The sequence below is a fragment of the Enterobacter sp. A8 genome, assembly GCF_004296595.1.
In the GTDB taxonomy this organism is placed as follows: Bacteria; Pseudomonadota; Gammaproteobacteria; order Enterobacterales; family Enterobacteriaceae; genus Enterobacter; species Enterobacter cloacae.
Genome location: NZ_SCMF01000006.1, coordinates 193,210 through 217,024, shown reverse-complemented (window position 1 = coordinate 217,024; position 23,815 = coordinate 193,210). Strand labels below are relative to the sequence as shown.

Annotated in this window: 20 protein-coding genes; 14 read left to right on the top strand and 6 right to left on the bottom strand. The window is 48.5% G+C overall.

All coding sequences use genetic code 11. The features are described from left to right. Window positions 1-21 precede the first annotated feature (21 nt). The 4 genes from EQV24_RS20655 (at window position 22) to EQV24_RS20640 (ending at window position 5,558) form a co-directional block, all read left to right on the top strand. Complete coding sequence (locus tag EQV24_RS20655) at window positions 22-1,578, top strand: TnsD family Tn7-like transposition protein (protein ID WP_001353602.1); 1,557 nt, start codon at window positions 22-24, stop codon at window positions 1,576-1,578. An 11-nt stretch (window positions 1,579-1,589) separates the two neighbouring features. Then, window positions 1,590-2,516: a hypothetical protein gene (locus EQV24_RS20650; RefSeq protein ID WP_130626985.1), complete on the top strand. Its 927-nt coding sequence runs from the start codon at window positions 1,590-1,592 to the stop codon at window positions 2,514-2,516. A 352-nt stretch (window positions 2,517-2,868) separates the two neighbouring features. Beyond that, window positions 2,869-3,168, top strand: a complete 300-nt coding sequence (locus tag EQV24_RS20645; protein WP_001097216.1) for a helix-turn-helix transcriptional regulator — start codon at window positions 2,869-2,871, stop codon at window positions 3,166-3,168. A gap of 563 nt (window positions 3,169-3,731) precedes the next feature. Further along, on the top strand, window positions 3,732-5,558 hold the full coding sequence (locus EQV24_RS20640) for an AAA family ATPase (RefSeq protein ID WP_001239419.1): 1,827 nt from the start codon (window positions 3,732-3,734) through the stop codon (window positions 5,556-5,558). A 168-nt stretch (window positions 5,559-5,726) separates the two neighbouring features. Here the strand turns inward: EQV24_RS20640 and EQV24_RS20635 are convergent, their stop codons facing one another. The 4 genes from EQV24_RS20635 to silR form a co-directional block, all read right to left on the bottom strand. Beyond that, window positions 5,727-6,077 (bottom strand): DUF305 domain-containing protein, encoded by a 351-nt coding sequence (locus EQV24_RS20635; protein ID WP_000647571.1) that lies wholly within the window; start codon window positions 6,075-6,077, stop codon window positions 5,727-5,729. 147 nt (window positions 6,078-6,224) lie between these two features. Then, window positions 6,225-6,656: a silver-binding protein SilE gene (gene silE, locus EQV24_RS20630; RefSeq protein WP_000790485.1), complete on the bottom strand. Its 432-nt coding sequence runs from the start codon at window positions 6,654-6,656 to the stop codon at window positions 6,225-6,227. 244 nt (window positions 6,657-6,900) lie between these two features. Further along, on the bottom strand, window positions 6,901-8,382 hold the full coding sequence (gene silS, locus EQV24_RS20625; RefSeq protein WP_000555736.1) for a copper/silver sensor histidine kinase SilS: 1,482 nt from the start codon (window positions 8,380-8,382) through the stop codon (window positions 6,901-6,903). Next, entirely contained in the window at window positions 8,375-9,055 is a 681-nt protein-coding gene (silR, locus tag EQV24_RS20620; RefSeq protein WP_000697968.1) for a copper/silver response regulator transcription factor SilR, read from the bottom strand. Before silR ends, silS begins: the two co-directional genes overlap by 8 nt. A gap of 189 nt (window positions 9,056-9,244) precedes the next feature. Between silR and silC the strand changes: the two genes are divergently transcribed. From silC to EQV24_RS20585, 7 genes are all read left to right on the top strand, one after another. Continuing rightward, window positions 9,245-10,630 carry a Cu(+)/Ag(+) efflux RND transporter outer membrane channel SilC gene (gene silC / locus EQV24_RS20615; protein WP_000475506.1) on the top strand — a complete coding sequence of 462 codons (1,386 nt, stop codon included), beginning with the start codon at window positions 9,245-9,247 and terminating at the stop codon, window positions 10,628-10,630. 27 nt (window positions 10,631-10,657) lie between these two features. Further along, the gene (gene cusF / locus EQV24_RS20610) at window positions 10,658-11,011 is read left to right on the top strand and encodes a cation efflux system protein CusF (RefSeq protein ID WP_001246155.1); all 354 of its coding nucleotides are present in this window, start codon (window positions 10,658-10,660) and stop codon (window positions 11,009-11,011) included. Window positions 11,012-11,124: 113 nt separating this feature from the next. Further along, complete coding sequence (silB, locus tag EQV24_RS20605) at window positions 11,125-12,417, top strand: Cu(+)/Ag(+) efflux RND transporter periplasmic adaptor subunit SilB (protein ID WP_000157620.1); 1,293 nt, start codon at window positions 11,125-11,127, stop codon at window positions 12,415-12,417. A gap of 10 nt (window positions 12,418-12,427) precedes the next feature. Continuing rightward, window positions 12,428-15,574 (top strand): Cu(+)/Ag(+) efflux RND transporter permease subunit SilA, encoded by a 3,147-nt coding sequence (silA, locus tag EQV24_RS20600; RefSeq protein ID WP_000574029.1) that lies wholly within the window; start codon window positions 12,428-12,430, stop codon window positions 15,572-15,574. Window positions 15,575-15,660: 86 nt separating this feature from the next. Beyond that, window positions 15,661-16,101, top strand: coding sequence for a DUF411 domain-containing protein (locus tag EQV24_RS20595; RefSeq protein ID WP_000758228.1), 441 nt, complete (start codon window positions 15,661-15,663; stop codon window positions 16,099-16,101). Window positions 16,102-16,227: 126 nt separating this feature from the next. Beyond that, a complete protein-coding gene (gene silP / locus EQV24_RS20590; protein WP_130626984.1) occupies window positions 16,228-18,675 on the top strand; it encodes an Ag(+)-translocating P-type ATPase SilP in 2,448 nt (815 codons plus the stop codon). A 40-nt stretch (window positions 18,676-18,715) separates the two neighbouring features. Continuing rightward, window positions 18,716-18,913, top strand: a complete 198-nt coding sequence (locus EQV24_RS20585; RefSeq protein WP_000843494.1) for a DUF2933 domain-containing protein — start codon at window positions 18,716-18,718, stop codon at window positions 18,911-18,913. Window positions 18,914-18,946: 33 nt separating this feature from the next. Here EQV24_RS20585 and EQV24_RS20580 read toward each other — a convergent pair whose 3' ends face one another. Continuing rightward, window positions 18,947-19,684, bottom strand: a complete 738-nt coding sequence (locus EQV24_RS20580; protein ID WP_000287501.1) for a peptidoglycan DD-metalloendopeptidase family protein — start codon at window positions 19,682-19,684, stop codon at window positions 18,947-18,949. Between the two features lie 288 nt (window positions 19,685-19,972). Further along, window positions 19,973-20,422, bottom strand: a complete 450-nt coding sequence (locus tag EQV24_RS20575) for a copper resistance protein (protein ID WP_001023257.1) — start codon at window positions 20,420-20,422, stop codon at window positions 19,973-19,975. A gap of 234 nt (window positions 20,423-20,656) precedes the next feature. Here EQV24_RS20575 and pcoA point away from each other — a divergent pair, with 234 nt between their 5' ends. From pcoA to pcoC, 3 genes are read left to right on the top strand one after another with little or no spacing between them, the layout of a single operon-like run. After that, window positions 20,657-22,474 (top strand): multicopper oxidase PcoA, encoded by a 1,818-nt coding sequence (gene pcoA / locus EQV24_RS20570; RefSeq protein WP_000925240.1) that lies wholly within the window; start codon window positions 20,657-20,659, stop codon window positions 22,472-22,474. Between the two features lie 5 nt (window positions 22,475-22,479). Beyond that, entirely contained in the window at window positions 22,480-23,370 is an 891-nt protein-coding gene (gene pcoB / locus EQV24_RS20565) for a copper resistance outer membrane transporter PcoB (protein WP_001378118.1), read from the top strand. A 39-nt stretch (window positions 23,371-23,409) separates the two neighbouring features. Further along, the gene (pcoC, locus tag EQV24_RS20560) at window positions 23,410-23,790 is read left to right on the top strand and encodes a copper resistance system metallochaperone PcoC (protein WP_000025662.1); all 381 of its coding nucleotides are present in this window, start codon (window positions 23,410-23,412) and stop codon (window positions 23,788-23,790) included. Window positions 23,791-23,815 lie beyond the last annotated feature (25 nt).

Here is a 23,815-nt window from a genome sequence, read left to right as displayed (position 1 = left end):
GGTCAAAGAGAGGTGTGGGAAATGAGAATGTTGCCTGTTTTGCCTGATGAATCCTTGTTCAGCCGGTTTTGTCGGACAACTACCGTGTACGGTATGTCCCTATCTTCTCTGTTAACGATCATTTTCAACAAACCTGATATGAACGTCCATCCAATTCTCAATTCAGGATTAAAGGCTATTTCTCTTCATACATCCGAAAGTGCAGATCAGCTCTGGCATGAACAGACTTTACTCCCTCTTTTTGCCTGGGCACTACCAATCAGTCGTAATGAAATTATGGATTTCAACACGACCCCTGCCAGGCTTAATCGATTGTGCCGCCTTAGTAATTTTTCACTAGGGCAGCGCACACTATTGAAGTTTTGCCCGGTTTGCGCTCGTGAAGATACTTTTCATTATGGTGTTACTTATTGGCATCTGGCGCATCAGCTTCATGGGGTTACAACCTGCCATCGGCATCCGGTAGCGCTTGAAAGCATCCATGTCCCTTCTTCACCGCACATACGTATTGGACTGATGCCTCCTGTTTCGTATACAGAACAACTTAGCAATGAGATAGACTTCGATTTTGCTAAGTTTTGTTATGAGTCCCTAAATATAATCAGAAGAAAAGATATTACACACCCCAATTACATGGATGTACTTAAAAAGTTGAATTTATTATCATTGGATGGAAATTTAAAGAAAAATGTATTCTACGCACATGTTTATGCTAAGTGCCAGTTATTTGGGGAGGGTTCATCGGGACTTATACCAACATCCCTAACTGATTATCATTACTGGGAGCCTATACTCAAAGACAAATGTTGTCAGCATCCCACAAAGCATCTTTTGCTTTGTTATTGTTTGTTAAATACTTGCTGGCCAACGTATGCAGGAAGTCGTACTAATAAAAAGAAAGAAATCTTTAAAAGTCATAAGAAATACAGTTTTCATATAGTTGAAAATAATACTAGTGTTAGCAACCTTGGGAAGGAATTTAGTCGCAGCAGATGTTACATTAAAACACTTATTTATAAAAAATACCTGAGGGCGTTTAAGCGAAACACAAAAATTAATATATTCACTGAATTGCTTATCAAGTCTATGGCTGTAAGGGGGTTTAGTCTGGCATCCATAGCTGAGAAAAACTCATTATCGGAAGGAGCTGTATCCTCTGTAATTTCATCTTGTTACGGTTTATGCTCATGGCGTAAAAAATGTAAAAAAGATTCTTTAAGACGGCGTCATAAGCAGAAAATATTAAGATTTATACATAATCAATCCGTTTCTATAACACGAAAGTTAGTCAAAGAAAGTTGTTATGCAAGTTTCTATTGGCTAAATAAACATGAATGTGACTGGCTTAATTCCTGTCTTCCTAAAACAATACGATGCTATAAAAATAAAAGAGTAGACTGGAGCGAGAGAGATATTATCTCATCATCATTAATAAATGATGTTTTATCTCAGGGGCAGTACTCGATGTCACTTACAAGTCTAGATGCTTTACTGGGAGGGCATGGCTGGCTTTTGAAATACAGAGATAAACTACCAATGACAATGATACTTCTCAGAAAAATGGAACTAATTAAATAAGAGGGAGTTATATGGTTTACGAAAATGAATTGTGGCACAGTTTTCTTCTGCGTTCACAGATAATGTATAACTTATCCAATTGCAGGAACATAATATCAAAGCATGGCGCACTAAGGTACGATGCCTTTCCTCGTTTCGAACTGATTGATATGTACAAATTGCATAGCTTGCAGGATATATATGACATTCTTGCCACTAGAAATGGTTATATACTAACTTCCAATATAGTGTCGTTATCTTCTGGTGTTTACGGGTATTTTAACGCTGTTGAAGATGCCTGTCGGAAAAATTTTCACATAACTAATTCATATCCATTGGTAAACATCTCAAACATTCGTTACTGTCACAAATGTATTGTTGAAGATATACACTCTAAAGGCATTGGTTATCTGCGTCATAGATGGTTGTTTGAATCTAAATGTGCAGTTCATAGTACCAGTTTATATGAGGTTTGTTTTGATAACTATTTGAATGCAGTGAAAGGACTTAGTGACTTAATTATAAGTGGAATAAATCCTCATGGTTATTGTTCCCTTGTGGTTGACGTTTCAAACCCTTTCAAAAATCCAGTGTATATATTACCATGTGCACGTAATAAAATTTTAAAATGGATTTCGGACAATAAAAATATGCTGATTTACTTTCTCTTTGATCTCTTCAAATGTAAGTCGCATTCAAGTTTATCTAAGGTTATCGAAGTCAAGATAATGCATGATAGATATATTTCTGCGGTGTTCAAGATGTTAAGTGAAGTTAATTTTTGTAATTTCAACTCATTTATTTCTGATATTTTTGAGGACGTAAGTTATGCCTCTATCGGACTTGATGATTATTCTGTTAATGTGCATTTTCTCAGGCTAAGGGCTGCAGATTGTAAATTTTGCCAGTTGAATGGTAAATATTTTTGCTCACTTTACAATGTAAAACTTTTTCGCTAATTTCACTTCATTTATAAAATACTAAGAAAGCTAGTTAGATAAGGTTTTATATTTTGACTGGGGCAGGAATAAATTATCACTCATAGAGTTTCCCTGGGGGTTACCACCTGTGTATGATGCCGGTTAGCAACAACGTCTAAAAGACCTGCGATCACGTGGGTCCCTCTCCAGCAAAGGGGCAAGGGGTGCTATATAACGGTGTACTGCTTACCCAATACGGCCTTGTATTTGAAAGATGCCGCATCTTGGCAGGATTCGTATTACAGCCTATAGTCTGTTAATGAGCATTACAGCCTATATGCTGTAAATCCCTGCGTTATGCTTGTTAACTCGTCGATACGGAAGGTCACTTATGAACACTCAATACGCTTTGAAGACTTTGAATCAGTTACGTCCTGTTTTAATCGGCTTTCGCAAAGCCAATGGACTGACGCAAAAAGATGTTTCTGAACGTTTGGGTATAACACAGCAAACTTATGCCCGACTAGAGGCCAACCCTGCAAGTGCGGGTTTTGAGCGTTTGTTTAGGGTGTTCAGCGTCCTTGGAGTGGAGATCGTACTTTCATCCAGGGAACCATTGTCAGATGCAAAGCCCGAATACGGAGCTATGCACAATTATTCTTCACTTCCAGCCAGGCGGGAGAAATGGTGACGCCTGGCGCTTCCCGGTCTAATTTTTCTTCAACAAGATTAACCCCTTAGCGGCCTGAAGTATCAGGTTGCGATAGAGCCTTTCATTTCTTCTGTTATGTTAAATACACCATTTTGAGCTATTTCGCTCGGCCTTAAATTATCTCTTCATTCTTCAGTGAAAATTTTATGTCGATCACATTATCGATGAATTTAGGAAATAATCCGTAAATGAAAATCTATCTTCTTTTAAATTCATCAGTGTCAGTAGCAAATATTACGCATAAAAGAATGGTTATTATTATCATTTAAATTATAAAGCTCATGAGTCAATTCCAAAAAATATAATAAGCATTGAAATCATTACCCGTGATTCTGGAGTTTTAACTTTGCCATGTAACCAACCACAAGTTAGTTTCCGGTGTTTTGAGGGGCAGTAAAGTTCTGAAAGCGCGACCAGATCATAATCCCGAAATGTCGTTAAGATATTCTGAATAACGGTTATCCCTGCTTGTTGGCAGGCATTTGAAAATATATTTTGTATTCAGGTTGCAGCAAAACGCTTTCTTACACACAGGACTTCATATGCGGCTCAGAAAATTAAAACTGAAAAACTTCAGAGGCTACAGAAACTCTACTGAAATCATTATTGATGAAAGCATGACGGGTATTGTCGGTCGTAATGACTTTGGGAAATCAACGCTTCTGGAAGCGCTGGCTATTTTTTTTGAAACAGAAGGAATGAAGGCTGACAAGAATGACATGAACTGTTTCAGCCTAAGAGAAGGGGACGGCCGTTTTGAAATAGCCTGTGAATTTGATGACCTGCCCGATTTTATCATGATCGACGACAGGGTGCAGACCACGCTCGCCTCAGAACATCTGCTGAATGAGGACGGCAATTTTGAAATCGTCAAAACGTTTAAAGCAACGACCTCAGGAAAACCGGAGCAGACCTGCATCCGCTGCATCCACCCGGATGAGGAGCCCCTGAGAAATTTACTGGGCATGAAAATTTCTGAGCTCAAGGCGGTGGGAAAAGAAGTTGAAAAAAATGTGGCGGATAAACGCACTGCATCGTTATGGCGTCAGGCCATCAGGGAAGCCGCAGCCCCCTATACCTGTTCGGAAATTATGCTGGATGTCGATAAAGAGTTCGGAACCGACACAAAATCATTATGGGGTAAGATCCTCGATTTGCTGCCCACGTATGCGATTTTCAAAGCCGACAGGGAAAGCAGCGACGGGGATTCCGAAGCTAAAAACCCCTTACAGCAGGCCGTAAAAGACGCTCAGGCTGCGCTGCAGGACAAAATTACAGCGCTGGAAAATGAGATTCAGGACAGCGTCCTGGATGTCGCACAGAGAACGCTGGATAAATTACGTGAAATGGCCCCCGAACTCGCCAGTGAACTGACTCCACGATTTAAGGAGAAACCCAAGTGGACCTTCAATTTCACCCTGGACGGGGAAAATGGCATCCCCATCAATAAGCGCGGCAGCGGGATAAGGAGGCTTATCCTGTTGAATTTTTTTCGGGCTGAGGCTGAAAAGAATGTCGCGGGGACGCCCAGAAATGTGATTTATGCCATAGAGGAGCCTGAAACGTCACAGCATCCGAACTATCAGATGATGCTGATGAAAGCGTTACTGGCACTGGCAGGCCAGCCGCACCGTCAGATTATCGTCACCACCCATGTCCCGGCGCTGGCCGGATTAATCCCTGTCGAAGGCGTACGTTATGTTACCCGAAATGAGGCGGGTGAACCCGTAGTAAAAATGCCGGATGACGCAGTGCTGAAGGAAGCCACTGAAAGCCTGGGGGTGCTGCCAGAGACCGGTATGGAAAGGGCGCAGGGGATTGTTCTGGTAGAGGGAAAGTCGGATGTTACTTTCCTGAGGCATGCGGCCAGTTCATTAAAACAGTCAGGTGCGCTGCCAGCCTCTCTGGAGGACGTGAAAATAGTGCCAGTCCTCATAGGAGGGTGTGGTAGCGTCAAACACTGGGTTACATTGAATCTGGCCAAAGATCTGGGGCTTCCCTGGTGCGTATTTCTGGACTCCGATATTGGGGGAGACCCTGCACAGGTTCTGTCCATCCAGAAGCGTAAAAAAGAAGTAGAGGAGGCCGGTAAGGTATTTTTCGCTACGCGCAAACGTGAGATAGAAAACTATCTGTGCCCGGATCTTATCGAGGAAATTACTGGTGTAGCCGTCACGTTTACGGACACCTGTGACGCTAAAAAAATAATCGGCCGGGCTGTGGGAATGAAACCCGATAATGTACTAGATAAATTCTGGCCTCAGATGACATCAGAAAGAATCATCTCAAGATCAACCTATCATGACGGAACGCAGGAGAGAAGCGAGCTGGTTGAGATCCTGAGCGACATTGTATCCATGACGAGATAATGTATTAAATAAGCATCTCAGGTGCATATATTCCGGTCCTCAACAAAGGACCGGAGTACAGAGTAGTAAAAACCCGAAATTAATCGGGTTTGAATTATATAAAGATTAACCGACTCCCGCGCCCAGGAACGATGTAAAATCACGCTTGTCGTGACATTTCTACAATGTTTACTTTTGACTATCAAGCCATTTATTCATCTGCTCAATTTCACCTTTTTGAGCTTTAATGATGTCCTGCGCGAGCTTTCTCATTTTCGGATCTTTTCCGTATTTGAGCTCGGTCTCAGCCATTGCTATTGCCCCTTCATGGTGCGCTACCATGCCTTTCGCAAAAGCCTTGTCGGGATCGGACTCATTTACGGCAGCCATCATTTTGTCATGCATGTCTTTCATGCCAGCCATATATTCCTGTGACGAAGCCGAGGTAGACATATCAGTCATTTTCATTTCTGAATGTTCTGCTGAAATCGCTGGCAGGGATAACATTAATACTGCAAATAAAGTGTTTCTGGCTTTCATAAAAAATATCCTTTTAGCGTTGATGCCCGTTAACTGTAGCAGAATCTGATAAAAATGCCCCCTGTAGGGGGCAAAGATGTTGCCATATATCCGGTTACGGAAAAATCTATCAAGGAAATAAGGACAGCACAGATACTTCCCTCGCCGTCAGCCTGCACTGAGCATGCGACGATGCGCTTCGGCCATGGCCTGATGTGGGCCAGACTGACCGTTATTCATAAATTCATGGGCAACTGCAGCTCTTTCATGCTCATTCATTGCCGCTAATGACTTCGACGGCCCGGTAGGGGAAACGGTCTGACTTCCCATCATCCTCTGATGACTTTCCACCATTTTCTGGTGCGCATCCGCCGACCCGTTCGTCATGGTTTCATGAGCAATAATGGCCTGTTCATGCTGGTCCATACCGGCCATACGAGGTGCAGTCCCCTGGATCCCGACAGGAGCCGCAGCAGACTGCATCTGGTGAGCAGGTGCCTGTGCATTGTTGACCCGCTCATGGATATTCACGGTTTCAGTGGCCCAGGCCGAAGAAATTAAGCCAAAGCCCAGCAAGGATGCTAATACGATATTTTTCATGATAACTCTCCATTTCTTAATTAGTGATGTCCGGGGGAGTACAACCGGTGTTTTCAGTTCCATAACTGAAACAGGTTCGGAAGTGTTTATTTCTCCGGGAGGGGACTGGATATTCATTTCCTGGCGTCCACTGACGCCGGATATTGATAAAGCAATCCAGCCTTCCTGATAAGTTGCACTAATTATATCGAATGGCTTCTGTTTGCTGCATGACAGGCTAATGACATCTTTGTCATTTAAATCTTTATTCCCAGCACTGGGTGTCCGGAATCATTTTCTCCAGTCTGGGCACGGATAAGATAAAACGCGTTGAGTGTACGTCCGATTCCACCTGCACTCTTCCGTGATGTGCTTCCACGATTGACTTCACAATCGCAAGGCCGATGCCGCTGCCTTCTCCTTTTCGTTGTCTGGACGGATCCACCCGATAAAAACGGTCAAACAACCTTGATAAATGCTCTTCAGGGATTGGTTTCCCCGGATTTTCAATCACAAGGTCAAAAAAGCTCTCCTGCTCTCTTATTGAGACGGTGATTGCCTGTCCCTCCGGGGTATAACGCAGGGCATTGGATAACAGATTATTGATCGCCCTTCTGAACATTTGTGGATCTCCCTCAACCAGGCAGGGCATCCCGTTAAATTTGAGCGTGATATTGCGTTCTTCGGCCCAGGCTTCGAAAAACTCGAAGACTTTCATGACTTCCGCTCTGAGGTCAAACATGACCCTGTCAGGTATCAGCTGATTATTATCTGCCTGTGCCAGGAACAGCATATCGCTGACCATTTTGGTCATCCGGTTATACTCTTCAAGACTGGAATAGAGGACATCCTCAAGTTCCCTCTGTGTTCGATCCTGACTCAGTGCGATTTCAGTCTGCGTCACCAGATTGGTGATGGGCGTTCTGATCTCATGCGCGATATCGGCAGAGAAATTGGCCTGGCGGGTAAAGACATCCTCAATCTTTCCAATCATATGATTGAACGAGATAACCAGTTGCTCCAGCTCAATGGGAACGCGTGTCGGTTCCAGTCGCGCATCAAGATTCTCGGAGGTGATGTTTTTAATGGCATTGCTGACATTACGAAGGGGCAGGTGCCCCTGACGGACAGCGATTCGAATGATCAGAACAATCAACAGGCTTATCACGACGGCAATCGCAATCAGGTTCTTTTTCAGCGCATCGAGGTAATGGAGATGGAAATTAATGGATAGGCCAGTCAGCATGACATAGTTCTGCTGTTTGCCCTGAAATATCGCCTGACCAGAGGAGGCGATAATCCTGTATGTTTCCATCTTCATTTCGGACCCGGTATCCATCGGTCCCGCAGGATCCTCCACCGTCCAGAGAAAGACATCCCGTGCGCGGCTGTGCTCGCTAAAATCTGCTGAATTCACTGCCGGGCGTAGTGCCGCCCCCTGAGCTGAGCTAAAGAGCACTTCCCCCCTGGGATTGAGGAGCAAAAGGGCAACGTTGCGGTAGCTGGCAATTGATTCCTTTATTTTGCTTATTTTTTTATCATCCGGATCCACCGGGGACTGCAGTATACGGTTCAGTGTGGTGCTGATTTGTTGAAGATCGCTGACATCCTGCTCGGCAAAATGATTTTCAACAGAATGCAGCATAAACCAGGTGAATGCGATAAAAGCCAGTATCGTGGACAGGCTGATAAAAAAGGTCAGCCGCAGAGCGAGTGAGAAAGGGCGTCTGGAAGGTTTGCTATGCATCCGGGACCTCCAGCATGTAGCCCACGCCCCGGACTGTCTGGATCAGCTTTGTCTCGTAATCGTTGTCTATTTTAGCGCGGAGTCGCTTTACTGCGACATCGATCGCATTAGTGTCGCTGTCAAAATTCATGTCCCAGACCTGAGAGGCAATCAGGGAGCGGGGAAGAACCTCTCCCTGATGGCGAATGAAGAATTCCAGCAGGCTGAACTCTTTACTGGTGAGCACAATGCGGTTTCCGGCGCGACTGACTTTTCTGGATACGAGATCAATCGAGAGGTCAGCCACCTTAAACTGGCTTTCCGTGATCATCGTGTTTCCCCGCCTCAGAAGGGTTCTCACCCGGGCGAGCAGTTCGGCAAACGCAAAGGGTTTAACCAGATAATCGTCCGCACCCAGTTCCAGTCCTTTGACCCTATGTTCGATCGTGCCGAGGGCTGTCAGCAGTAAGACCGGCATACCCTTTCCGGCAGTGCGCAGCATGCGGATGATATCCCAGCCGTTCACATCAGGTAGCATGATATCCAGAATGACTAAATCATACTCGGCTGTCATGGCGAGATGATATCCGGTAAGACCATTATCAGCGTGATCCACTACGAACCCTGCCTCTGTAAGCCCTTTGCTGAGATATTCACCTGTTTTAATTTCGTCTTCGACGATCAATATTTTCATCTTGCTCCCCGGCTGGCTGCTAATGTCATTCTATTGCGCCCACGATCGTTATCAACGGATTACAGCAAAAATGACAACATTGTCATTATCCTGTCACCCGGCAAACAGAGAGCGTTAGGTAAAGTACCCCTATCAATACTCTGGACTTCATTTGAACCATTTACCAGGTCTGCCTGGACGAGAAGCGTTATGTTCAAATTAAAATTACTCAGCATTAGCACGATATTCATCCTGGCAGGCTGCGTGTCGCTTGCGCCTGAATATCAGCGGCCCGCAGCACCGGTACCCCAGCAGTTTTCACTGTCCCATAACAGCCTGACGCCAGCGGTAAATGGCTATCAGGATACGGGCTGGCGTAACTTTTTTGTCGATCCCCAGGTTACCCGGTTGATCGGTGAAGCTCTGACTAATAACCGTGATTTGAGAATGGCTGCCCTGAAGGTTGAAGAGGCCCGAGCCCAGTTCAACGTCACGGATGCAGATCGTTATCCCCAGCTGAATGCCTCATCCGGGATAACATACAGCGGTGGTCTGAAAGGTGACAAGCCGACCACACAGGAGTACGACGCGAGACTGGAGCTCAGCTATGAGCTCGATTTTTTCGGCAAACTTAAGAACATGAGTGATGCTGATCGCCAGAACTACTTTGCCAGCGAAGAAGCCCGTCGGGCCGTACACATCCTGCTGGTATCCAACGTTTCACAAAGCTATTTCAGCCAGCAACTGGCGTACGAACAACTTCGTATTGCGCGGGAAACGCTGAAAAATTATCAACAGTCCTATGCTTTCGTTGAGCAGCAGCTCGTGACCGGGAGTACGAACGTTCTGGCACTTGAACAGGCGCGAGGACAAATCGAAAGTACCCGCGCCGAAATAGCCAAACGAGAAGGCGATCTGGCTCAGGCAAACAATGCCCTGCAACTGGTGCTGGGAACGTACCGCGCACTTCCGTCAGAAAAAGGGATGAAAGGCGGGGAGATAGCCCCAGTAAAATTGCCACCAAATCTGTCTTCACAAATTTTGCTGCAGCGACCGGATATTATGGAAGCGGAATATCAGCTGAAAGCGGCTGATGCCAATATTGGCGCAGCGCGAGCGGCCTTTTTCCCCTCAATTACCCTGACCAGTGGTCTTTCCGCAAGCAGTACGGAGCTGTCCAGCCTGTTTACGTCAGGAAGTGGAATGTGGAATTTTATCCCTAAAATTGAAATTCCTATATTTAATGCTGGCAGGAATAAAGCCAATCTGAAGCTGGCTGAAATTCGCCAGCAACAGTCGGTGGTTAATTACGAACAAAAAATTCAGTCAGCCTTTAAGGATGTTTCCGACACGCTTGCGCTGCGCGACAGCCTTAGCCAGCAACTTGAGTCACAGCAGCGTTATCTTGATTCACTTCAGATAACTCTCCAGCGTGCCAGAGGATTGTATGCAAGTGGTGCTGTCAGTTACATCGAAGTGCTGGATGCAGAACGTTCCCTCTTCGCTACCCAGCAAACCATTCTCGATCTTACCTATTCCCGGCAGGTTAACGAAATTAATCTGTTTACCGCGCTGGGTGGCGGTTGGGTAGAGTAAATTTATTTAATTAATCAGGAAATTAAAATGCGTAATTCACTTAAAGCCGTTTTATTTGGTGCCTTCTCTGTCATGTTTTCTGCCGGTCTTCATGCTGAAACACATCAGCATGGCGATATGAATACTGCCAGTGATGCTTCGGTACAGCAAGTTATCAAGGGCACCGGTGTCGTTAAAGACATTGATATGAATACTAAGAAAATCACCATTTCGCATGAAGCAATTCCAGCGGTGGGCTGGCCTGCAATGACCATGCGCTTTACTTTTGTTAATGCAGACGATGCTATTAATGCCCTGAAAACAGGCAACCATGTCGATTTCTCGTTTATTCAGCAGGGCAATATCTCCTTACTCAAAAGCATTAACGTGACGCAGTCCTGATTGGCTGTCCGGAGCGATTACATCCTGTGCGCCTGTACATTCACATAGGTATATGTGTGAGTTAACCGTCAGGCGCATATGCCAGGTGTTTTGATTTTTTAGCGGAAAATTGTATGGCTTCTTTAAAGATAAAATATGCTGCAATAATTATCAGCAGCCTCATAGCAGGGGGGCTGATATCGGTTACTGCCTGGCAGTATGTAAACTCAGCACAAAAGACAGAAAAAACAGAACAAAAGGCACCGGAACGAAAGGTGCTTTTCTGGTATGACCCAATGAAACCGGATACCAAATTTGATAAACCCGGAAAATCGCCCTTTATGGATATGGACCTGGTGCCAAAATATGCTGATGACAGTGGCGATAAAAGCAGTGGCGGGATCCGTATCGACCCAACCCAGGTTCAGAATCTGGGATTAAAAACGCAAAAAGTCACGCGAGGAATGCTGAATTATTCTCAGACAATCCCGGCTAATGTCAGCTATAACGAGTATCAGTTTGTTATTGTGCAGGCGCGTTCTGACGGGTTTGTCGAAAAAGTCTACCCCATGACGATTGGCGATCATGTGAAGAAGGGGACGCCACTTATCGATATTACCATTCCGGACTGGGTGGAAGCACAGAGTGAATTCCTTCTGTTATCCAGCACCGGTGGTACTTCCACGCAAATTAAAGGCGTTCTGGAACGGCTTCGCCTGGCAGGTATGCCGGAAGAGGATATTCAGAGACTGCGTTCTACCCGGAGCATTCAGACCCGTTTTACCATTAAAGCACCTATTGATGGTGTCATTACTGCATTTGACCTGCGCACCGGCATGAATATTTCGAAAGATAAGGTGGTGGCTCAGATTCAGGGAATGGACCCGGTCTGGATCAGCGCTGCAGTGCCAGAATCTATCGCCTATCTGCTGAAAGATACGTCGCAGTTTGAAATTTCGGTACCGGCTTATCCGGATAAAACATTCCATGTCGAAAAATGGAATATTCTTCCCAGCGTGGATCAGACAACCCGTACGCTTCAGGTCCGTCTCCAGGTTTCTAATAAGGATGAGTTTCTCAAGCCGGGCATGAATGCCTATCTGAAACTGAATACCAGAAGCCAGGAGATGCTGCTGATACCAAGCCAGGCCGTTATCGATACCGGCAAAGAACAGCGCGTGATTACTGTTGATGATGAAGGCAAGTTTGTGCCGAAACAGATCCACGTTCTGCATGAGTCACAGCAACAGTCCGGCATCGGCTCCGGCCTGAATGAAGGCGATACCGTGGTGGTCAGTGGCCTGTTCCTCATTGACTCTGAAGCCAATATTACGGGCGCACTGGAACGTATGCGCCACCCTGAAAAAACAGAAAGCAGTATGCCAGCAATGTCTGACCAGCCTGTAAATATGCATTCAGGGCACTGAGGAGACGACGATGATTGAATGGATTATCCGGCGCTCTGTCGCCAACCGTTTCCTGGTCATGATGGGGGCCCTGTTTCTCAGCATCTGGGGCACATGGACGATTATTAACACGCCTGTCGATGCCTTGCCTGACCTGTCAGATGTGCAGGTCATTATCAAAACCAGCTATCCCGGCCAGGCCCCGCAGATTGTAGAAAACCAGGTCACCTATCCACTTACCACCACCATGCTGTCCGTGCCTGGCGCAAAAACCGTGCGTGGTTTTTCACAGTTCGGTGATTCGTATGTGTATGTCATTTTTGAAGACGGCACCGATCTGTACTGGGCCCGTTCCCGCGTGCTGGAGTACCTGAACCAGGTACAGGGAAAACTGCCCGCCGGTGTGAGTTCTGAAATCGGTCCGGACGCCACGGGGGTGGGCTGGATATTTGAATATGCCCTTGTCGATCGCAGCGGAAAACACGACCTTTCAGAACTGCGTTCTCTGCAGGACTGGTTCCTGAAATTTGAGCTGAAAACCATCCCGAACGTGGCTGAGGTCGCTTCGGTTGGCGGCGTGGTGAAACAGTACCAGATTCAGGTCAATCCGGTAAAATTGTCTCAGTATGGTATCAGCCTGCCCGAAGTGAAACAGGCCCTTGAATCGTCTAACCAGGAGGCCGGTGGCTCATCCGTTGAAATGGCCGAAGCTGAGTATATGGTCCGTGCCAGCGGTTATCTTCAGAGCATTGATGATTTTAATAACATCGTCCTGAAAACAGGCGAGAACGGCGTGCCGGTTTATCTGCGGGATGTTGCCCGCGTGCAGACCGGGCCTGAAATGCGGCGTGGTATTGCCGAGCTGAACGGCCAGGGCGAAGTCGCTGGCGGCGTGGTGATCCTGCGGTCGGGTAAAAATGCACGCGACGTTATCACGGCAGTGAGGGATAAACTTGAGACGCTGAAGGCCAGCCTGCCGGAAGGCGTTGAAATCGTGACCACCTACGATCGCAGCCAGCTCATCGACCGGGCGATTGATAACCTCAGTTCCAAACTTCTGGAAGAGTTTATCGTGGTGGCCATCGTCTGTGCCCTGTTCCTGTGGCACGTACGTTCTGCCCTGGTGGCGATTATCTCTCTGCCGCTTGGTCTGTGTATCGCCTTTATCGTCATGCACTTCCAGGGACTGAACGCCAATATCATGTCGCTGGGAGGGATAGCGATTGCCGTCGGTGCGATGGTGGATGCCGCCATTGTGATGATTGAGAATGCGCATAAGCGGCTTGAGGAGTGGGATCATCAGCATCCGGGTGAGCAGATTGACAACGCCACCCGCTGGAAGGTGATTACCGATGCCTCCGTTGAAGTGGGACCCGCACTGTTTATCAGCCTGCTGATCATCACCCTGTCCTTTATTCCTATCTTTACCCTGGAAGGTCAGGAAGGACGTCTGTTTGGCCCGCTGGCATTCACGAAAACGTACTCCATGGCGGGCGCGGCCGCGCTGGCCATCATCGTCATTCCGATTCTGATGGGATTCTGGATCCGGGGGAAAATTCCTGCAGAGACCAGTAACCCCCTGAACCGGGTACTGATCAAAGCGTATCATCCATTGCTGTTGCGGGTTCTCCACTGGCCAAAAACAACCCTGCTGGTTGCGGCCTTGTCCATTTTCACCGTTATCTGGCCGCTGAGCCAGGTGGGCGGTGAGTTTCTGCCGAAGATTAACGAGGGCGACCTGTTGTATATGCCGTCGACCCTGCCGGGTGTCTCTCCGGCTGAAGCTGCAGCGCTCCTGCAGACGACGGACAAGTTAATCAAAAGCGTTCCTGAAGTGGCCTCTGTATTTGGCAAGACCGGTAAAGCAGAGACCGCCACGGATTCCGCACCGCTCGAAATGGTTGAAACCACGATCCAGCTCAAACCTGAGGATCAGTGGCGTCCAGGCATGACGATTGACAAGATTATTGAAGAACTCGACAGGACCGTCCGTTTACCGGGGCTGGCAAACCTCTGGGTGCCGCCAATCCGTAACCGTATTGATATGCTCTCAACCGGGATCAAAAGCCCGATAGGTATCAAGGTGTCCGGAACGGTTCTGTCCGATATCGATGCAACGGCGCAGAGTATCGAAGCGGTCGCCAAAACCGTACCCGGCGTAGTGTCTGCTCTCGCAGAGCGACTGGAAGGCGGGCGCTACATTGATGTGGATATCAACCGGGAAAAAGCCTCCCGCTACGGAATGACGGTGGGCGATGTGCAGCTGTTCATCTCATCAGCCATCGGCGGCGCGACGGTAGGGGAAACGGTTGAAGGCGTGGCCCGGTACCCGATTAATATCCGCTATCCGCAGGATTACCGGAACAGCCCGCAGGCCCTGAAACAGATGCCGATCCTGACCCCGATGAAGCAGCAGATCACGCTGGGCGATGTTGCGGATATTAAGGTCGTTTCCGGGCCGACTATGCTGAAAACGGAAAATGCCCGTCCAGCCAGCTGGATTTACATTGACGCGCGCGGCAGGGATATGGTGTCGGTGGTTAATGACATTAAAACGGCGATCAGTCAGAAAGTGAAACTGAGACCGGGTACCAGCGTGTCATTCTCCGGACAGTTTGAACTGCTTGAGCATGCCAACAAGAAACTGAAGCTGATGGTGCCGATGACGGTGATGATCATCTTCATCCTGTTGTATCTGGCATTCCGCCGGGTTGATGAAGCCCTGCTGATCCTGATGAGCCTGCCGTTCGCCCTGGTTGGCGGGATATGGTTCCTGTACTGGCAGGGCTTCCATATGTCTGTCGCAACCGGAACGGGGTTTATCGCTCTGGCCGGGGTGGCAGCAGAGTTTGGCGTGGTCATGCTGATGTATCTGCGTCATGCCATTGAAGCGCACCCGGAATTGTCCCGTAAAGAGACGTTCACACCGGAAGGCCTTGATGAAGCCCTCTATCATGGTGCCGTACTGCGTGTCCGGCCGAAAGCCATGACCGTGGCGGTGATCATTGCGGGTCTGCTGCCAATACTCTGGGGAACCGGTGCAGGTTCAGAAGTCATGAGCCGTATCGCGGCACCCATGATTGGTGGGATGATCACGGCTCCGCTGCTGTCCCTGTTCATTATTCCTGCCGCCTACAAATTAATCTGGCTGCGCAGACATAAAAAAAGCGTGTCCTGAACCTGAAAGGGCACCCCCTGTGGGTGTCCTTCTTTACTGATTCACCCTGACGTCAGGGTTTAAATCGATAATATACAGAGGTGAGTATGAAAAAAGTGGTTCTGATGGCGCTGGCTCTCGGCCTTTCACTGCCCGCGATGGCGAGTGAAAAAGTGATTGATATGTACAAATCTGAAAACTGTGGCTGTTGTTCCCTGTGGGGCAAGGCGATGGAAAAAGACGGGTTTGAAGTACGAACTCACGTCATGAATGATCAGGCGCTGTCAGCCCTGAAAGAAAAGCATGCTATTCCTGCAGGACTGCGAAGTTGTCATACCGCGGTTGCCGGTAATTTGATCATTGAAGGCCATGTGCCTGCGACAACGATACATAAGGCAATGCAGTCTGGTTCAGGTATATACGGTCTCGCCACCCCCGGTATGCCAGCAGGAAGTCCTGGAATGGAGATGGGAGCCCGAAAAGAGGCTTACGATGTTATCGCATTCTCACCGGATGGAAGTAAAAAAGTCTTCCAGCGAATCGAATAGTCAGCGGAACGGCTGATAACGGGACGCCGGTAGCAGGCACTCCTGTGCCGGCGATATTCGTGGTAATCGCATCCATGACATACCCTGAAGACAGAAGATGCTTCGGTATGCATAAGGAGAGTTACTGTGAAAAATGACAATGCAGTGCAACACAACAACCAGACTGCTTCTGAGCAGACATTATCCCCGGACGAGGGCCACGTATTGCATAAGGTGAGAGATCCCGTGTGCGGGATGGCCATCCTGCCCGACAGGGCGCACAGCAGCATTCGATACCAGGACCATCAACTTTATTTCTGCTCCGCCAGCTGTGAGAGTAAATTTAAAGCCCATCCCGATCGTTATCTTACCGAAGATGCCAGTGAACATTCCCATCACCATCACCACGATCATCACGAAGTCAGCCCTGATCAGATAAAACAGCCTCACCACCAGGCGGAAAAAGAGAATTCTGAAGGTGTGTGGACATGTCCGATGCACCCGGAGATACGCCGCAGTGGTCCCGGAAGCTGTCCTGTCTGTGGAATGGCACTGGAGCCGCTCGTAGCTACGGCATCCACGGGGCCGAGTGATGAACTTCACGACATGACAAGACGCTTCTGGCTGGGGTTGTTGCTGGCGTTTCCGGTTCTGGTACTCGAAATGGGATCTCATCTGTTTCCCGAGTTGAGGAATACAGTACCGCCACAGTACAACACATGGCTGCAGCTGCTTCTGGCCTCCCCTGTCGTGTTGTGGTGTGGCTGGCCATTCTTCGCCCGGGCCGGAATGTCGTTACGTAACCGCTCCCTGAATATGTTTACCCTTGTTGCAATGGGGACCGGCGTAGCCTGGGTTTACAGCGTCATTGCAACCGTCTTCCCCTCCTGGTTTCCTGCATCGTTCAGAAACATGGATGGCCTGGTGGCCGTTTATTTTGAAGCCGCAGCAGTTATTACGGTGCTTGTTCTGCTGGGACAGGTTCTTGAGCTGCGGGCACGGGAACAAACCTCAGGCGCCATTACTGCGCTTCTGAACCTTGCCCCCAAAACCGCCAGACGGCTGGATCATGAAGGTCATGAAACGGATATTAATGCGGAAGATGTCCTGCCTGGCGATAAGCTCCGCATCAGACCTGGAGAGAGTATTCCGGTCGACGGTATCGTGATCGAAGGCAAAACAACCGTTGATGAATCGATGGTGACCGGGGAATCTATGCCGGTTACCAAAACGGAGGGTGACCCTGTCATCGGGGGGACCATTAATCAGACAGGGAGTCTCATCATCCGTGCAGAGAAAGTCGGTGATGAAACAATGCTCTCACGAATTGTTCAGATGGTCGCTGATGCACAGCGTTCGCGTGCCCCCATCCAGAGAATGGCTGACAGCGTTTCAGGCTGGTTTGTTCCTCTGGTGATACTTATCGCGGTTGTTGCTTTCGTGATCTGGTCTGTCTGGGGGCCCGAGCCCAGGATGGCGCACGGTCTCATTGCGGCTGTGTCGGTCCTGATTATTGCCTGTCCCTGCGCGCTGGGGCTGGCCACGCCGATGTCGATAATGGTGGGGGTGGGCAAAGGAGCCCAGGCCGGGGTGTTAATCAGGAATGCCGAAGCCCTTGAGCGTCTTGAAAAAGTGGACACGCTGGTTGTCGACAAAACAGGCACGCTCACGGAAGGTTCGCCTACGGTGACAGGGATTATCAGTCTCAATCCGGGTGGGGAAACATCTCTTTTGCGTGTAACAGCCGCAGTGGAAAAAGGCTCGCAGCATCCGCTGGGTATGGCAGTAGTTAAAGCAGCACAGGAAAAGGGGATCGCAATACCCGCAGTCACTCATTTCGATGCACCGTCGGGTAAAGGTGTCTCAGGCGATGTCGAAGGTCAACGGGTTGTTATTGGTAATGAACTGGCTATGCAGGAAAACAGTATAGTTATTGATAATCAAAAGGCCGTTGCGGATACGTTGCGGATGGAAGGCGCTACCGTTATCTATGTGGCCACAGACGGGGACCTTGCAGGCCTGATAGCTATCTCGGATCCCGTGAAAACAACCACGCCGGATGCGCTTAAAGCTTTGCGTCAGGCGGGGATCCGCATCGTTATGCTCACCGGGGATAACCAGCTTACTGCTGAAGCAGTCGCACGGAAACTGGGAATAGATGAGGTTGAAGCCGGAATTCTGCCGGATGGCAAAAAAGCAGTGATAACCCGACTGAAAGAGTCTGGCCATGTGGTTGCGATGGCCGGAGACGGTGTGAATGATGCCCCGGCGCTGGCAGCGGCTGACGTGGGTATAGCCATGGGAACGGGTACAGATGTGGCAATTGAAAGTGCCGGAGTCACCCTTCTCAAAGGCGACTTGATGATACTGAACAGGGCCCGTCATCTGTCAGAGATCACCATGAAAAATATCCGTCAGAATCTGTTTTTTGCATTTATCTACAACGCACTTGGCGTGCCTGTGGCTGCAGGTCTGCTTTATCCTGTGTATGGAATACTGCTGTCGCCAGTTATTGCGGCGGCGGCCATGGCTCTTTCCTCCGTCAGCGTCATTGTGAATGCGTTGCGTCTGAAAAGTGTCAGGCTCGGGAAATAACACTGAGTGAAGGGTCAGTTACGAACAGAAGGAGTCCAGTATGAAAAGTACCACCTATGCGCTTATTGCTGTCGCCGCGATCGCGGCATTTGCCCTCCTGCGCGAACACTGGTCACATGTGGCAGGTTACTGGCCATATCTGTTATTGCTGGTCTGCCCGCTAATGCATCTTTTCCACGGCCACGGAGGGCATGGAGATCATCAACATCACGGAAGTGAAAACGATAAAAAAAATTAATCCGGCAGACGGGGCCGCGTCGCGGTCCCGTTATCAGTCCAGGTATCGTTCGTAGTCTCTGGCATGCGCAAAGGCATGCTGTTCGAGTTTGTTATCAGCGGGTGCCGCTGCCCGGAACGCCAGAGAGTTAACAGGGTTGTTATTGATGACCAGCTCGTAATGCAGATGAGGACCGGATGAACGTCCGCTGTTACCGGATAACGCAATAGCACCTCCCCGTGTAACCCTGGCCCCTTTAGTAACGAGTATTTTATTGAGGTGGAGATAGCGAGTTTTAACACCGGCTTTTCCCGTTACTTCAACAAAATATCCCATGGTACTGTTGTATTCGGCCCGGGTGATTTTTCCGTCGATGACGCTGACTATTTTCGTGTTCATGGGCATGGAATAATCAATGCCATTATGGGGACTCACTTTTCCCGATACCGGGTTAAGTCTTGCAGGATTGAAAGGCGAACTGAGTCTTGCTGTGGCCGGTAACGGATAATCGAGACTGCCTTTCCCGGAAGTATCGGAAAGGTTATAGAACTTTTTATCTGATATACGATACGCCGTGTAATTAAATGAACCGGACGTAAATTTATAGGCCACGACACGTGATTTTCCCGCTTTCTTTTGCAGTACGAGTTTTAATGATTCATTTTTTTTCAAATGCCGCAGATTAAACCGGGAAGGCAAGGAGCGCTGAAGAGTAGCGATCTCGTTCGATTCCAGCCCCGAGCGGGTGGCTGAAAGGTAGGCATTTTCTTTTACGACATCGGTAGAATACATTTACTGGAATTCGCCGTTAGCATGAACACTGCGGCGTATGCTAGGGGTTTTCAGGAGGCGTGTCATCTGTCAGTTAATCGGGAGCACCGTTGATGGTCGTCATTTTTGTAACATATCTTGTTTCCCGTTTGCTCCTGAAGCTCTGGGAACTGTATGACCAGCCCGACGGTGATGATTAACGGGACTGAAACAGGTTACGGCAGAGCAATATGGGGCTCATGTCCTGCTACGTAACCCGTCAGTAAAGCCCTGCTGCGCACCTGACGCTAAGCACTAACCCGCCTGCAGTTACCTGGTCGAATACAGCCCGCGAAGCTTTCTTGCCTGCGTCTGATGTGCTTCCGCACCGGCATTATTGACCTGCTCATGCACGAGAGCGGCTTTTTCTCCGGCATTCAGTTCGTTAAAAGAAGAAGACGAGGTCTTTGAATTTGCATCACTGCCGGACAGCATTTTTTTATGTTCCTCAATCATTTTCTGATGCGCATAGGACGCGCTGTTGTTCATAAATGAATGAGCAACAATGGCCCTTTCATGTTCATTCATTTCAGAGAATGAGGGCGTGTTGTTTTTATTAACCCTGTCCGGTAAGTTTTCATGCGTCGAGGAATTCACATGACTGACGGCTGAGGCATTATTAACAAATCGATGTGCTTCATGGGCAATATCACTGGACTGAGCAAAAGCTGCCCCACAAAATAAAGCTGTAAACGCAGTGGTCGTGATTAATATATTCATGTGTAATTACCTTCTGAGGTACATAAAAGATGTCCTTATGATCATATATAAAAATAATCAACCTGTGGGGAAGATGACGTAAATGTAATACAGCTATGTACATTACACGATTGTAATGAATTTGTTTCTTAAGGTGTGCTAGATTCATTTCATTGTAAGTGGATGAACCAGTAATTTAATTTAAATCGGTTCTCGAATCCTGTCAGTAACCATACTTTAAATAAGGGAATGCGCATGCTGTTGAAAACGTCTCGACGAACTTTCCTGAAGGGGTTAACCCTCTCTGGCGTAGCCGGAAGTCTTGGCGTATGGAGTTTCAATGCGCGTTCCAGTCTGAGCCTGCCAGTTGCCGCATCCCTGCAGGGTACTCAGTTTGACCTGACCATTGGTGAAACGGCCGTCAATATCACGGGCAGTGAGCGTCAGGCCAAAACAATCAATGGAGGCCTGCCGGGGCCCGTTCTTCGCTGGAAAGAAGGTGACACCATTACCCTGAAGGTCAAAAACCGTCTTAATGAACAGACGTCCATTCACTGGCACGGCATTATTCTTCCGGCCAATATGGATGGTGTTCCGGGGCTGAGTTTTATGGGCATAGAGCCTGATGATACCTACGTTTACACCTTTAAGGTTAAGCAGAACGGGACTTACTGGTACCACAGCCATTCCGGTCTGCAGGAACAGGAGGGGGTATACGGTGCCATTATCATCGATGCCGGGGAGCCAGAACCGTTTACTTACGATCGTGAGCATGTGGTCATGTTGTCTGACTGGACCGATGAAAATCCTCACAGCCTGCTGAAAAAATTAAAAAAACAGTCGGATTACTACAATTTCAATAAACCAACCGTTGGCTCTTTTTTCCGCGACGTGAATACCAGGGGGCTGTCAGCCACCATTGCCGATCGGAAAATGTGGGCTGAAATGAAAATGAATCCGACTGACCTCGCGGATGTCAGTGGCTACACCTACACCTATCTCATGAACGGGCAGGCCCCGCTGAAAAACTGGACCGGACTGTTCCGTCCCGGTGAAAAGATACGCTTACGGTTTATCAACGGCTCGGCAATGACCTATTTCGATATCCGTATCCCCGGGCTGAAAATGACGGTCGTGGCTGCAGATGGCCAGTATGTAAACCCGGTTACCGTTGACGAATTCAGGATTGCCGTTGCCGAAACCTATGATGTCATTGTGGAGCCTCAGGGTGAGGCCTATACCATCTTCGCACAATCCATGGACAGGACCGGTTACGCTCGAGGGACACTGGCCACGAGAGAGGGGTTAAGTGCTGCCGTTCCCCCCCTCGATCCCCGTCCTCTGTTGACCATGGAAGATATGGGTATGGGGGGAATGGGACATGATATGGCAGGAATGGACCACAGCCAGATGGGAGGCATGGATAACAGCGGAGAGATGATGTCTATGGACGGTGCTGACCTTCCGGATAGCGGGACATCCTCCGCGCCCATGGATCACAGCAGCATGGCCGGTATGGATCATTCCCGGATGGCCGGAATGCCGGGTATGCAAAGTCATCCTGCGTCAGAAACGGATAACCCACTGGTTGATATGCAGGCGATGAGCGTCTCTCCGAAATTAAATGATCCGGGTATTGGTCTTCGAAATAACGGAAGAAAGGTTCTCACGTACGCGGATTTGAAAAGCCGCTTTGAGGATCCTGACGGACGTGAACCTGGCCGTACCATAGAACTGCATTTAACCGGCCACATGGAAAAGTTTGCCTGGTCATTTAACGGAATCAAGTTTTCAGATGCCGCACCGGTGCTGCTGAAATACGGTGAGCGGCTCAGGATCACGCTGATCAACGATACCATGATGACTCACCCCATTCACCTGCATGGTATGTGGAGCGATCTGGAAGATGAAAACGGTAATTTCATGGTTCGTAAACACACAATAGATGTTCCCCCTGGTACAAAACGCAGTTACAGAGTGACAGCAGATGCGCTTGGCCGCTGGGCGTATCACTGCCATTTGCTCTATCACATGGAAATGGGAATGTTTCGTGAAGTCCGGGTGGAGGAATGATGCGAATGAAGAGAAATTTGAAGGCCATACCTGTTCTGGTCGCCGGTTTGTTTACCTCACAGCTTTCTATTGCGGCGGGCTCCGTCTCTGCAGATCCCCACGCCGGGCACGACATGTCTGCCATGCAGATGCCAGCAGATGAGAATTTCACTGAGATGACGTCAATGGAGCCCATTGTAACTGAGAGCAGAACGCCAATTCCGCCTGTTACCGATGCCGACCGGAAGGCTGCATTCGGCAATTTACAGGGGCATGCGATTCACGACAGTGCGATTAATTATCTGGTTCTGCTGGATCAACTGGAATGGCAACGGTCGGATAACACCAACAATTTCAGCTGGAGTGTTAACAGCTGGATTGGAGGCGACACAGATCGGATTTGGCTAAAGAGTGAAGGTGAACGAAGCAATGGGGAAACGGAGGCGGCTGAAGCGCAGTTACTCTGGGGACATGCGGTTGGCCCATGGTGGGATTTGGTTGCGGGTGTCAGGCAGGATTTCAGACCTGCTTCTGCCCGGACCTGGGCTGCTGTCGGTTTTCAGGGGCTGGCACTCTATAATTTTGAGTCTGAAATTACGGGTTTTGTCAGTAATGGCGGAAAAGCAGCCCTTCGTCTGGGAGGAGAATACGACGTTTTACTGACTAACCGGCTCATACTCCAGCCATCCTATGAGGTGAATTTCTACAGTCAGGATGATGAATCGCGGGGTCGCGGCAGGGGACTGACTGACACAGAGCTGGGGCTCCGGCTGCGCTATGAAATACGCCGTGAGTTTGCACCCTATATAGGCGTTTCCTGGAATCAACTTTACGGGAAAACATCCGATATGGCGAAAAGAGAAGGTGAGAAAGACCATCAGGTAGTATTCCTGGCGGGAGCCAGAATCTGGTTTTAACGCACTGATATAAAACACTCAACTAAACAGGTAAATAAAATGTCGATTTTAAATAAAGCCATTCTTACAGGTGGCCTCGTTATGGGCGTTGCTTTCTCTGCTATGGCCCATCCGGAATTAAAAAGCTCTGTGCCACAGGCTGATTCAGCCGTAGCGGCCCCGGAAAAGATTCAGCTTAATTTCTCGGAAAATCTGACCGTGAAATTCTCAGGTGCAAAATTAACGATGACGGGTATGAAAGGCATGTCATCACATTCTCCGATGCCGGTCGCGGCAAAAGTGGCGCCAGGCGCTGACCCTAAATCGATGGTCATTATTCCGCGAGAGCCTTTACCCGCTGGCACTTATCGTGTTGACTGGCGCGCGGTTTCTTCAGATACGCACCCTATTACCGGTAATTACACCTTTACAGTGAAGTAATATTATGAACGACCTGATTATGATT